The organism is Natronosporangium hydrolyticum (assembly GCF_016925615.1).
Lineage (GTDB): Bacteria > Actinomycetota > Actinomycetes > Mycobacteriales > Micromonosporaceae > Natronosporangium > Natronosporangium hydrolyticum.
Genome location: NZ_CP070499.1, coordinates 631,593 through 645,582, shown reverse-complemented (window position 1 = coordinate 645,582; position 13,990 = coordinate 631,593). Strand labels below are relative to the sequence as shown.

Annotated in this window: 3 protein-coding genes (1 of these 3 running past the window's edge); all 3 read right to left on the bottom strand. The window is 73.1% G+C overall.

Annotation, left to right across the window (positions count from 1 at the left end):
* Tightly spaced (at most 33 nt apart), the 3 genes in view from JQS43_RS02890 to JQS43_RS02880 form a layout consistent with a single transcriptional unit that may run on beyond the window.
* The gene (locus tag JQS43_RS02890; protein ID WP_239677502.1) at positions 1–783 is read right to left on the bottom strand and encodes an SseB family protein; all 783 of its coding nucleotides are present in this window, start codon (positions 781–783) and stop codon (positions 1–3) included.
* Positions 783–1,253, bottom strand: coding sequence for a hypothetical protein (locus JQS43_RS02885; RefSeq protein WP_239677501.1), 471 nt, complete (start codon positions 1,251–1,253; stop codon positions 783–785). Before JQS43_RS02885 ends, JQS43_RS02890 begins: the two co-directional genes overlap by 1 nt.
* A gap of 33 nt (positions 1,254–1,286) precedes the next feature.
* Positions 1,287–13,990, bottom strand: partial view of a hypothetical protein gene (locus JQS43_RS02880; protein ID WP_239679599.1) — the 3' end only. It continues 15,448 nt past the right edge of the window; 12,704 of the gene's 28,152 nt are visible here — the last part of the coding sequence; the start codon falls outside the window, past its right edge; the stop codon is at positions 1,287–1,289.

Here is a 13,990-nt window from a genome sequence, read left to right as displayed (position 1 = left end):
TCACCGGAGCGAGATCGCGCGTCGCTGCAGCCCCGCCACTTCATCCGGGTCGTACCCGACCGGCGCCGGGCCGCCGAGGTCGAGCAACAGCCCGTGGCCGGCCGGCCAGGCGAGCAGCAGTAACAGAAACGGCATGGTCACCCGTGGCCGTTCCGGGTATGCCAAAGCACACGACCGCGCTTCAATAAAGGCCACAATGGTGGGTGTGCCGGATCGGTCCACGGAGAGCCACAGGAAGTCCGGCGCCAGCACCGCCTCGGCCGCGGCGACCTCGCTCGTGGTCGGCACGGTGACGGATTGCTCCAGCAGCGCGGTGATCTCCTGATCCGGGTCCGGCGCCAGCGGTGCCACCGGGACCGGCGTGGCCGTGGTCAGCGGCTCCGGGGGCACCAGCTCGCCGTCGACCAGGTGCAGCTCGCCGGTGAGCAACGGGTCGACCGCGTCGAACGGCAGGTAGCTCTCGATCGGCGTACCCGGGTTGATCGCCACCCACCAGCCCGGCTCCGCCCACTCCCGACACACCTCCGCGAAGCTGGTGACGGCGTAGCGTCCGGCGAAGACCGCCGACCCCATACCGGCGAGTGAGGTGAAGAGCGGGATTGCGGTAGCGCCCGGAAGGCGCTGGGTCAGCGGCGCCCAGCCCTCCCCACTGGCCGCCGGCACCTGCGGCAGATACAGCTCGGCCGTGGTGAAGGCACGCAGGAACCCGATGATCTCCCCGCTCTCGGCGGCCCGGGCCATCGCCTGCTCCGCCTCGTTCTTCGGCGACCAGTTCGCCGACATCAGGCCCGCACCGCCGTGTAGCCGCGGCGCAGCTGCGCCAACTCGGAACGCAACCGCGCCGGCAGCGCCTCGCCGTCGGGCTCGGGTGCGAACTTGAGCACCTCGTCGATGGCGGCCGACGCCAGCTCGATCACCTCCATCGCCTGCTCGCGCTCCTCGCTGCCGAGGCGCTGCGGGTCGGCCGGGACGATCGCCGCGAGCGCCTGCGCCACGGCGAGAAACTCGTCCGGGCCGATGATCTGCGACGGCTCCGGGCCGCCGTATGCGGGCGGTGGTGGCGGCTCGTCGGTGACCGCGAACTCGAAACAACGCGCTTCACCGCACGCTCCGCAGTGGCCTTCATAGACTGAAAAGGGCCGGTCGTCCCGCTGCTCCCGGCGGCAACGGGACCATTGGAAGACCGGCTCTCCGCAGTCACACGGGTGCAGCTCCATGTAGAGGTGGCACTCCTCCGCAGAACGCGCCGTCAACATCTTTCACCGTCTCCCATCGCTAGTCGCCGCTCAGCCGTCCGCAGCACCGTCGTCCGCCTGGATCACCACCGCTGAGGGGTTGAACAGGACGTACGAGCCGTCGGGTAGGCGGATCCCGTCATAGCCGCTGGCGGCGGCGAACCGGCCCGGGTTCCCGGTAAGGCTCTCCAGGCCCTGTTTGCGGGTCCGGTCGAGCCGCCCCAACTGCTCCGGCGCCTCATCGGCGACGAGTTCCCGCTCCGGCTGCGTCCACGCCTCCTGGCCGGCATGCCACCTGCTCTGCTCGGCGAGCAGCTCCTGATAATCGACGATCCGCGCCGCCGGGGTGAGCGCCATCCGTAGCAGGAGACCGTCCTCCCCCGACTGCTCGGCCGCTGCCTCCCGGGCGGTGGTCGCGCGGAGGCCATCGATCCGCTCCGGTATCCGGCGGCGATCCTCCAGCGCCCAGGCGCCGGCACGAACATGCTCAGCTAGCTCAGCCGCGGTGGCACCTCGCGACCGGCCCCACCGCTCCGGAAGTCCGAGCCACAGCTCGGTGCCGCCGGCAGCGACCACCCGACTCAGCCGGTCGGCGGTGACCGCCGGTGGCGGCTCGAGCCACCCAGGTTGCCGGTGGGTGAGCAGGGAGAGCACCCCGTCGTGGTGGAGGCTGGGCGTATGCACTCTCCGGACCGACCCCACTAACCGGCCGGGGTCCAGCATGAGCGCGTCGCGCACATCGCGCCCCGGGTCGTAGGTGGGCTGGCGCGACCGCCACCGCAGCCACAGTCGCCGGCTCGCCACGGCCTCGGCCAACCCGATCTCGGCGACGGTCGAGGCCCGCCCCGTTGTCATCGCGTCTTCGGGGATCGCGACCAGAATCTCCTCGCCCTCGCGTACCGCTTCGATGTAACTGCGCCCCGCTGGCGGCGCGGTCACGAGCCGCACCTGGGAGATTTCTCTCCACCCGTCACCGAGCTCCAGCACGATCGATCCATCCTCGGCCGGGCGTACCCGGTGAACCGGCCAGTTGGGGGCCAGGTCCCGCAACAGCGTCTCGGCGATCAGCTGGGGCCGCCAGTCTTCCGCGCGCAGCGCGGCGAGGAGTCGCTGGGCCGGCGCGGGCAGGTGGTCCTGGGCGATCGCCGCGTCGACCAGCCGCCACCGGGCATCGGCTCCCGGCTGCCCCGGAGTGAGTCCGAGTTCGCGCCGGATCGTCTCGATGTCGTCGGCAACCCGTCCCCGGCTCACCGCGTCCAGGAGCGGGCTCGTCTCGGCCAGTGTGGTGACCTGCAGCAGCTTCGTCACCAACTCGGCGGCCCGCCCGCGGTCCCGGGCGCTGAGCCGCGCTCCCGCGGCCGGCGGCTCCGCCCGGGTCAACACGTCGGCCGCGCCGCCGGCCGGCGGCGCCGGCGCCAGCCAGCGCCCGCTGGTCGCGGCGGTGACCAGCTCCGGCAGCAGCCGGCGGTGCCGGCGCTGGAGCGTCACCGCCTCGGTGACCACCTGGCTGAGCGTGGCCAGGAGCTCGGCGTTGGCCGGGTGGTTCTGCGAGATCGTGACCTGCAGCCGGTCACCGCCGCCAGCCGGATCGGCGACCAGTTGAGCCGCCGCCCGTACCCGGGGACCGTCGCCGACTGCTCCGAACTGGATCGTCACCGGCACCGCTGGTCCACGGCGGGGATAGACCAGCGCGGTGATCGAGGCGGCGGCCGCCTCCCGCGCCAGCGCACGTGACCCCTCGGCCACCGGCGCGGTCGGGGTAAGGCTGATCGAGACCGGCCGGATCCCGCGGACGAACGGGTCCCCGCGCCGCGGCAGGTCGGGGGTGCCAGGCTCCCACCGTTCGGCCAACAGCTCCCACAGCACCCGCACCGGCCGCAGCCGCCCCGGTGGGAACCGGCCCAGGTCCTCCGCGGTCATCGCCCGCATCGCGAGCTGGTCGGCGAGCGCGGTTCCCTCGACCGCAGCCGTTACCACGGGTGGTTGCTGCTGGACCGCGAGCAGCGTCTCCGGCGCGGCGAGCGTGGCCACCAGCCCGTGGTACCGCGCCGGCAGGCGCTGCTGGAGCAGCTCGCGCCGGTGCGCCGTCGCGGCGGCGGCGGGCGAGCCCTCGGCCCGGCCGTTCGAGACCGTCCCCATGGCGTCTAGCAGCAGCGTCAGCTGCCGCTCCAGCTCGCTGAGCCCGCTGTTGGCGGCCATGTCACGCGCCTCATCGTGCAGCCGCAGCAACATCCGCAGCTCCGCCAGGTGCGCGAGGTCGTGCGGCGTGAGCATGATCCGCCGCTGGTCATGCGCCGCCGTGAACACATCCGGGCGAGCGGCGAACTCCGCTGGAATCGCCCGCTCCCGCGCCCACGCGGACGCCTCGGCGAGCTCGTGGCGAAGCACCCGCTGGACCCACAGCTCGTGGACCGATAGCCCCGGCGTGATCGGCTCCCCGGTCTGCGGCAGGTTGTCCGCGATCACCACCTCGATGACCGGCCTACCGTCGCTAGTGAACTCGCCGGTCTCGACCCGGTATCCCCGCAGGCCCGCCTCGGTCGGCTGGACCACGATCCGGAGCGCGTACCCGGCGCGGCGCGGGACCGCCATGACGTTGCCGTCCGCGGCCACGTAGAGCTCCTCGAACCGCCCGTACATGCCGTCGAGCGCCTGCCGGACGATCCGCATGGTCTCCGCCGGCCGCGACCATTGGGTGTCGCTGCCGCCGGGGGCGCCGGGCAGCGCGGTCGCGGTCTGCGAGGTGTCGGCGGGTGGGGCGGCCGGCGGGTCGAGCTGGTCGCGGACCGCCCGGGCGAAGACCTGGGAGTCGCCGCCGGCCTCGCTGAAGATCTCCCGCAGCGGGAGTCCGGCCAGGTTGGCCCGGCGGATCAGCGCCGGCGGGAGGGTGGCTCGCGCGGCGGCGAAGCCCCCGTCAGGCCGCGCGGGGACCAGCCGGCCATCGGAGCGGGCGTGGTAACGGTGGCCGGGTCGCTCCGGGTGGTGCAGCTCCACCACCAGATCGCGGCCGGAGGCGGTGGCGAGCTGGTTCGCCAGCAGCAGCGGGTCCACCCCGTTGTCCCGAAGGTCGGCCGGCAGCGACGCTCCCGCGACCAGCCGGACCGGCACCGGCGACCGCTCCCGGCCGGCGGCCGGGAACCGCTCCGCGAGCTCCTGCGCGATGGCGTGCTGCGGCGCGGCCGGGTCATAGTCGTCCCGCCGAGCCGCGGCGCTGACCAGATCGTCCACAGTAATCGTCGGTGGTGGGGTCCGGCGCGGCGGCAGCCACCCGCCGAGCCCGCGGCGCGGGCCCGGCTCCGGCGGAGCCAGCCAGGTTCCGAGCCGCGCTGCCGGATCTTCCCGGCGCTGCCGCAGGATCGGAGCGTCATCGGTGAAGACCGTGGTGAAGGCCCGGCCGTAGACCGGCTCGTCCAGCACCGCTTCGCGAAGTACCCGCTCCCGCCGATTGGGGCCGACCGACTTCTCCACCACGGTCACCGTGAACCGGACCCGGCTCGCCACGCTGTCGGCGACCCCGGTCTGGTAGATCTTCGCCTCGTCGCGGTCACCGCGGCGGACCACTTCGGTCTGGGCGCTGGACTCACCGGTACGCAGGTTGCCGCCGAGGCCGTCGTCGGCGACCGGCTGCTCGCCGGAGACTTCCCGGTTGGCTGGCAGCCAGCGCTCCAACCCGCCCTCGTGACCGGAGACGTTCTGGATCCGGTCGTCCTGTCCCATCTCGACTTCCTGCCTGGCAGCGGCGAGAATCTTCGGCTCGCCGACCAGTTCAGCCCGAATCTTGACCTGCACCAGCCGGCCCGGCTGGTGCAACAGCGGCAGGCTCACCATCGGGTAGCCGTCCCGGCTGAGCATCCGCTCCAGACCGGCGGTGAGCGATAGCACGCCGAGCTGGTGATTGATCGCGGCGGCGTACCGTTCGACTTGGTCGTCGCCGAGGACATCCCGCAACGCCGAATCGACGACGGGCCGAAGGCCGTCCGCCTCGACCCGAGTGGCGTAGAAGCGCTGCGGCAGCTGCCCGCCCGGCTGGTCGAGCGCGGCAGCTACGGCCACCTCGCCAGCGGCGGTGACCGCCGCGCGCGCCGCCTCACCGGTAGCGGCGGCCGGGTCGGCTGACTCGGCGCCCGCGGGCAGGACCATGCCCGGTGGTACCAACTGCACCACCGAGTTGCCGATCACGCTGCGGGCTGAGCGCTGCCACCCCGCCACCTCGGGCCCGCTGCGGGTGACCTCGATCGTGATCCGCAGGTCCCGGCCGATCCGGTCCAGTACCGGGTCGAAGGTGCTGACCCGCTGAATCCGGTACCCCTGGGTGCTCGCCCACGCCCGGCCGGTGAAGCCGTGGCTGACGGCGCCACCAGCGCTCAAGGGGCCGGTCGCCGCGCCCCCGCCGGTGACCCCAGCGCCGTGCGAGAAACCGCTCAACTCGGCCAGGTCCCGAAGGCTGCCGCTCCAGTCCTGGGCGGCCAGGCCGGTCGGGGTCCGACCCACCTGCCACCCGTCCGGCGAGAGCGTGGCGGAGAGGGCGACCGTTACCGTCTCGGTCCCGACCCCCACCGGCACCGGGAAATCGAATGTGTACGGACGATCGCCGAGCATCCGCTCCAGCTTGGTGGTCCAGTTGTCCGCCGAGAGCTGCCCGAGCCAGCCCTGGGCTAGCCCAGGGAGGCGGTCGAGGACGTTCGGTGCCACCTGCTCGATGAGCCGGAGCACCTCCTGCGCCGGGTCGACCGGCTCGGTCCGCGGACTCGTCGGCGCCACCCCCGGTGCCGGGGCGCTCGGGTCTGGGGCGCTCGGCTCCGAGTCGGCCAGCCGGAACAGCTCGGTGCCCCGCTCCAGCCGGCCCTCCCCGAGTGAGCGGTGCAGGTTCTCGGTCAACCTGACCGCCGGGTAGGGCTGCTGCGCCAGCAGATCCACCGCGTTCCGGACCCGCTCGCCCACCCGCCGCTCCGCCGGCGTCGTCACTTCCGGCGGCAGCAGCTGCTCCAGCCGCGCCGCGAGCGTGGCCGCCAGCCCGTCCGGCGCGTAGAGCACCTGGGCGGGCAGGAAGTTCTGATTCTGGTTGGGCAGCTGGCCGGCGGCCCGGAAGGTCTGGTGCATCCGGGTCAGCACTCCGACCACGGTCTGCCGGTCCAGCTGCAGCGCGCCGTTGGCCCACCGGCGTAGCGCGTCGGTGAGCTGGTCGACCGGCACCGGCAGCTCACCGGCGGCGTAGCGCTCCAGCGCCCGCCATTCGGTGAGCGAGTAGACCACCATGTGGCCCTCGCTGGTGGCGGTGCGGCGCTCACCCCAGCCGGCCAGCGCGGCCTGCTGCTCGCTGCCTTCCATGTGGACATCGACCGGCACTCGGTACACATAGTGCAGATGCCGGTGCTCGATCGTCGTCGAGTCTCGGCCGAAGGTCTCGCCGGTGGTGCGGGAGGAGCCGCGAACCCTGCTACCGGTCACCGACGCGGTGCCCTCGGCGGCCGCGGGCGCCGCGGACTGATCACCGTTCTCGACCTGGCCGGCCTCCCGTAGGCTCCCGCTCACGCCCACGTCGGCGGCGCCGGAGGTCTGCTGCCCGATGCTGATCGAACTGGTGGCCAGGTTCAGTTCGTAGTCCAGACCCCATCGACCGGTGGCGGAGAGGAACTCCGACACGCCGGCCTCACCTCGGATCGCCAGGCTCGACCGGCTCGGGGCAGCGCCCCGGGGATCGACCGCGAGGTCGGTACGGTGGGTCGCGTAGGTCCACCATGGGGACGCCGCAAGCCCGCGAGTATCCAAGAAGGACGCAAGGTGTGAATAGGTCGGCGCACCGGGGGTGGTCGCGCCCGGGAGCAGGGCGCGGGCCTGCTCCCACAGGCCGGAGGCGTCTATGAGCTGCAGCGTGGCCTGGCGCAGCACGGTCGAGGAGGTCGGCCGGTCGAACGGCACGTCGACCGGGTCGTCCCCGCGCTCGGTCGCGCTCGGCAGCCGGTCGGCGGCGATCCCCACTTCGGCGGCGCCGTCGGCGGCGGCGAGTTGGCGTTCGGTGCCGTCGGCCCGGATCTCGACCACCTCCAGCCGGTGCGGCACCCGGAACGTCGCGGTATGACCCCAGGGCTGCCCCTCGTGCATGTCGACGTGGAAGGTGCTGTCGCCGTAGCTGAGCTCGGCCTGGCGGGTGTGGTCGCCAGCGGCGCCGATGCTCGCGTCACCGGCCGCCGCCTCGTTCCCGCCCGGCATCGACGCGGCGTCGGCACCGGCCCGGCCGCTTGCGCTCGCTCCGCCGCCGCCGGTGCGGGCGGCGCCGATGTGACGCGACATGAGCTGGGCACCCATTCTCCGGTTGGCGTCGGTGTCGCTGGTGCGGTGCCCCAGCGGGGTCGCGTTGTCCCAGTCTTGCCGCAGCCGGACCCGCAGCGTGAGACGCTCCGGTTCGCGCCCCGGCCGGTAACGGGTCAGCTCCATCGGCAGGCCGTCCTGCGCGGCCTGGTCATAGCCGCCCTCCAGCCGGTCGACGAGCGGCTCCCCCAACTCCAGCAGGTTGACGACCTCGGCACTGCGGAGCATCGGATCGTCGTTCAGCTCCGCCCAACGGCCCGGCACCCCCGGCACGTCCCGCTGCGGCGGCGACCACCCTTCGGCGGCGAGGGTGGCGGCCAGTTGCGTCCGCAGCTCATCGGCTCCGGTCAGGTTGCGCACCAGCGCCGGCCCGGCCCCCGGTATTCCGTCCGCGCCCAGGTAGACCGGCGGCTGCGGTAGCCGACCCGGCGGCGGGCCCGGGATCAGATCGTCGCGCAGGGTCGCCGAGCCGTCCGCGCGACGAACCGCGCTGCCGTCGGCGGTGCGTTCCCGCACCGCCGCGGCGTCCACCGGCAGCCCGTACCGGTAGGCCTCGTGTTCGGCCATCCGCAGCAGCGCATACCCGGTGACCGGGTCGGCTGCGCGCACGTCGCCGGTGTCGAAGCGCTGCACGCTGACGGTGTGCCGCAGCTGCAGCCGGTAAGTCTGGGTAAAGCCGCTGTTGCGTTGCAGGTTCCAGTCCAACAAGGTGGTACCGACCCGGACGCCTTCGCGGCCCGAGGAGCCGGTCGCGTAGCGGACGCTGATCGCGGTGTTCGGGGCCTGCCCGGTCGCCACCTCGGCCCGCGGATGCAGGCTCATCCCGGGGGCGATGGCGGCGCTGCGGCCGGTGCCGACCTCGAACCCGCCGTCGTATCCGGCGTACGAGATGCGCATCCGCTCCAGGTACGACTGGTCGCTGGGGATGCCGACCAGTCGGGGCGGTTCGGCCACCCACTCGACCTCGGTGTTGATCCGGACCATCGCCACCGGGTTGCCGCCGCTGTAGATCGGGCGCTCATAGCCGTTCGTTTGATCGACCGCGCGGTCCAGGCGGTTCGGGAACTCCTCCCGGACCATCGTCCACACCTGCTGCCGGATCATCTCGCCGTCATTGCCGAGCAGCCGCAGCACCTCACCGCTGATCTCGTCGAGATTGGAGAGCCGGACCATTGAGTGGTCGGGCAGCCTGGCGTCGACCGGCCGCGACGGCAGCTGTTCCAGCACGGTCGGGGCCGGCTCGGTGTAGGTGTGCTCCACCGCCACCTGGAGGCTGGCGCGGTCGCCCTCGCTCGGCGCGGTAACCGCCTGTGCGTCGGTCCAGGCCGCGCCGGCCCGAGCCGGGCGCGCTTGCAAGGCGAAGTAGCCGTCCACATCGTAGACAGTGGCGTCGCCGCGGTGATCGGAGATCTGCGCCCGGACGGTGTAACGGGGCATACCCGAGCCGTGCACGGTCCACCGCCGGTGCACCTCCCGCTCGAAGTCCAGCAGGGCCCGACTCCCACCTTCCCGCAGCAGACCCGCCACCGGCGCATCCTCCGGGAGGGCGCTCGCGGCCAGGTTGATCAACCCGCCGAGCGACGAGGAGTAACCCGCCGCTCCTACCCGGTTCGCGGCAGCCCCGGAGAGACGGCTGCCCAACGGAAACTGCGGCAGCTGGCTGTGGATGACCTCCACCACCCGCTGCGCCGGGTCCGGGACCTCCACAATGTCGTTCGGGTGGTAGTTGATCCGGACGTACACCGAGTTGTCGAAGCCGAACGAGAGGACCAGACCCTCTTCGCCCACCACGACCGGCCACTGTGCCCGCAACATCCGCTGCAGCTCTTCCGGCTGCACCGGGGTGTCCAGGCCGTGGGCGGCGAGCAGCTGATTCACCCGCTCGGTCAAGGCGTTGCGCATCGGCAACCGTTCGCCGGAGACCCCGGTGTCGAGCATCACCGGATAGGTCCGCACCACCGCCGACCGGTACCCGGCGAACTCCCGCTGGACCCCGGTGGCCAGCTCGGCGAGCTGGCCAGCCAGGACCGCCGGGTCGGTGTGCCGCTCATCGGCGAGGTCCCGCAGACCGACACCCAGCTGCTGGTGCTGCTCGGCGACCCGCATCGCCTGGTCGGCTGCCGCCCCGAACCGGTCGGCGATCCGCCCATGCCGGGCCGCCACCCGCTCCTGCTGCTCCCCTAGAAACTCGGCGGCGCGCACGCGTTCGGCTGCCCAGCGGTCGTGCTGCTGCGCCTCCTGCACCGCCTGTTCTCGTAGCGCTGCTGCCGCGTCGGATGCGGCACGCTGCGCCTCGGTACGGGCGGCCGCTCGCTGCGCCAGCCCGGCGCTCGCCTGGGTCAGCTCCTGCGCCAACCGCTGGGCCGTGTCGGCCAGCTCCGCCGCCCGTTGTTCCCCAGTGCTCGCCGCGCCCGCTGCCCCGCCGGCCAGCTCGGCGGCGAGGGCTGAAACGTCCGCCGCGAGCTGCACCACTTGCGGCTCCTGCCGGCCTGGCCGCAGCGCCTGGTACGGATCGCGGCGATGCCACTCCTGTGCGATCGCCAACAATTCCCGGGCCGCCGGCGGCAACCCCCGCCAGTCGGCCGCGGTCGGGGTGTAGCCGCTGATCACCTCACCGGCGAGCTGCTCAGCCGCCTCCCGATTCGGCGACCCGACCGGCTGGTCGGCCAACCACTGACTCAACGCCCCCAACGCCCCGACCGCCCGCTCATGGTCGGCCCGGGGCGCCCGGCCCAGCTCAGCCCCGAGCACCGCGGCCAGCTCAGCCCAGACCGCCGGCAGCTCTGCCCCCTCGTCAATCCGGCCCGCCACCCACGCCTCGATGTCGGCGACCTGCTCGCCCGGCACCTGCCGCCGCCGGACACCGTCCACCAGGGTCAGGCCACCATCAGCGTTCCGGGCCGCGCGCTCCGCCAGCGGCGAGGGACCCGCCCTGGTCAGCCGCCACAGTGACTCATCCAGCATCGCTGCGGCGATCCGCTCCGGCAGCGCCCCCGCTACCGGCCCCGGCAACGGTTCCCCGAGCAGCGTAAAGAGCTGCTCGGCGGAGAGCTCATCCAGCCGACCGACCAACGCCCGCTGGTACGCGCCGCCGGCCGCTGGCTGGGAGATCGTCGGCTCGCCTGCCAACCTGGCCAGCACCCGGGCGACCGCGAGCTCGGGGCCGTCGGCCCAGACCCCGCCGAGCCGCCGCCCAGCATGCTCGGCGACCGCGGCGGCGAGCTGCACCGCCGCTTCGACCCGCAACTGGTCGCCCACCAGACCGGAGTTCGCCAACCAGTCGAGGACCCCCCGCACCGGCACCGACCGGGATTGCCCGTCAGCGTCGGAGACCGCCAGCGTCTGCCCGGCCCCGGAGTCGTCGGTGACCAGCCGCGCTGGCGGCAGCAGCCCGAGCTCGCCCACCAACCGGTCCACCGTCGCCGTCACCGCCGCGGTCACTCCCAGTCGAAGCGGTACCCCGGTCCGCCCCGGCGGGGCCGCAGCTGCTCCGCGCAGCTCGGCAATCAGCGCGACGGCCTGTTCATCCAGATCAGACAGGCGAAGCCTCGCCTGCACATCCGGCGGGCGCTGATCAGCGCCCAGCCCTAGCACATCGAGTAGCTGCCCGAGCTGAGCCGAGACCTCCCGAACGATCGGGGCGGCCGGATCGCTGCCGGCCTCCCGTAGTGCGGTCAGCTCCTCGGCGAGAACTCGAACCTCCGCGACGTGCCCCCGGTCGTGCGGGCTCAGCGTCGCCGGCCGGGAGGCGGCATCTCCCGGACCGAGCGCCTCCGCTGGGTGGGCCGCCTGGTCGGTCATCAGCTCCCGAACCCGCGCCCGGGAGTTGCCGGCCGCGACCGCCGCCGCCTCGGCCAGCTCGTGCGCCACGATCCGCCGTACCCACAGGTCCCGCTGGGTTGGACCGCTCGGCTCGTACGCCTCGCCCGCCGGTAGTCGCTCCGCAACCGTGACGTCGATGACCTGCTTCCCGCTCAAGGGATGCTCACCCAGGCTCCGCTGCGCCCGCCGACCGTCTCCGGGCTCACCGGGGGCGAACCGCAGTACGTAGTCGGCCCCGGGCGGCTCGACGATAATCGCGCCGTCCGGCAGCGCGCGGAAGGGGACGGCCAGCGCCTGCAACGCCTCGCTCACCGCCGCGGCGACGCCGGCCGGGTCGGCGGGGCCACCGTCGGCCGGCGCCCCCGGTAACTCGGTGGCGGTGCGCGACCGCCCCGGCCCACCGTCACCCGACGCTCCGGGAACAACCCGGGTCCCGACCACGGTCACCCGGTACGGCAGCTCGGCCCCGGTGGTCGGATCAGCGATCCGCAGCCGCTCCAAGTCCTCGGCTACCCGCGGCGAGACGCCGTTGAGGAAATGCCACTCCAGTCTGGGCGGTGCACCGTCCACCCAGTAGTCGCGGTTGAGGGCGATAACTCGTAGCTGGATCTCTGCCTGGGACAGAGCGCTCTGGTGGTTGCTGCTCGCGACCTCGAATAGCGGGAGATTCTTGACTTCCAGCCAGAGCCGGCCGCCTTCGGCGATCACGTCGGCATCGCTGCCGAGCTGCTCGCCGTCTGGAGTGGTCGCCGCCACCTGCTGCCTGATCGCGATCACACCCTCGGACTGCTCGGCGACGCTGAGCTCGCCCGCCATGCCCGACATGAGGTTTGCAAGCCCGCGAGTGCTCACCAGCCCCGGCGGGCGATCGGTGTGCCGCATAAGGTCCAGCGCCTTCTTCCAGCTGTTCAGCCTCCCCCACACGCCCTCCGCGACCCGTACCTCGGGGTGCGCCCGGAGGAAAGCCTCCAACCGGGAACGTAGGGCGTGGAGCTGGCCCAGGTGCCCGGAGATCGCCTGTTGATACTCCGCCGGGAGCGGGATGGACAGACTCTTGTCGTACCGCTCCGCCAACGTGTCGGTGAGGGTTCGGCCGGCGCCTGCCGCTTTCTTGCTCATCCCCGCGATCACCTGGCCGAGCCGGTCGACCCGGCCTCCCATCCGGGTATACATGCCGGCGAACTGCCTGCGAGCACGCGAGTCGCCAAGCTGGTCGTAGATACCGCGCAGGTCCGCCGGCAGCTGCCCCGGGTCGAGCGGCGGACCGTTGATGAGCGGGGCGCTCCGGAAGAGCGCCTCCTGGACGGCCGGGGTGGTCACTCCGGCCACCAACTCCCGCCGGGCTGCCGCACCGGGCTCGCCGTCGGTCAGGCCCAGATGCGCTCGCAGTGTGGCCAGCTCAGCCATCGCGTGGTCCCGGGTCTGCGGATCGGCCAGCAGCGCAGCGAGCGCCTCGGCCTCGGCCAGCCGGCCCACATCGTGCGGGCTCAGCCGCGCCTCCGCGCCCGGCGGTGGGCCCCCGGGCCGCAACAGGTCCGGAGACCGGGCCGGCTCGCCCCGATCCGACCGCGCGGTGACGGTCACCAGCTCGGCCAGCTCGTGCGCCACCGCCCGAGGCACGATCAGATCGGCCGCCTGCTCGGAGACCTCGATCCGGTAACCACCCCCCGCCGGCGGGACCGTGCCGGCAGGCAGATCACTGCCGTCGGGGTCGACCGGCACCGATCGCGCCACCGCCCGATGGCCGCCCGGTGCGGGCAGCGCCTCGGCCGGCACCGTGGCAACCTCCACCCGCAGCTGCCGCAGCGGCAGATCCGCCGGCAGCCGCTCCCACCGCTGCGCCAGCTCAGCCTCGGCGATCGCCCGCACCGCCGCCGGATCGGCCGCGGCCCGGCCATGCCCATGGAACTCGCTGCCCGGCACCTCGGTAGCGGTGATATCGGGCGGGGCCGGCGCCGCCTGGTGCACCTCCTGCAACGGCTGCGCCAGCAGCAGCGAGGTCCGCAACCGGCGCTGTCCCGGATCGGTGGGTGGCGACGGCAACGCCACCTCGACCACCCCGTCCGGGCCGGAGTCGACGGCGACGCGGCCGTCCGCGGCTGCCAGCCGGAACCGGATCACCTGCTCACGACCGTCACGGAAGGTCACCCGCCAGGTGACCGTCCCGTCCTCGTAGGCCGTCTCGACCGGTGCCGCAGCGACCACATCGTACGGTTGGGCGTCGGCGTCTTCGATCGACTGGTCGGCGCGGCGCTGGAGATAGTCGGTCAGCGCTTCATCGAGCTGACGCGTCCGGGTGGCCCGCTCGCTCTCGGCCGTCGACTCCGAATGCGCTACCACCTCAGCCCCGCGGCCCGGCTCCGCCGGCGGCGTCGCGTGGTCACCGGTCACCGCGTCCGCGAAGACCCGTGCCGCCGGCTGGCCGGCGAGCCGGCCGGCGGCGCCGGTGAGCTGCTGGCCCTGGTCCTTAGCGGCCTGGTAGAAGAGCCACTCGGCGAGCCCCGCGGTGGCCTCCCGGTCCCCAACCTGAGCCGATCTCGACTGCACCTGCCAGCCCTGTAAGGCGTGGGTCACCTCGTGCAACAGCGTGGCGGTCACTTCCGCCACCGTCGCCTCGGTGCCGA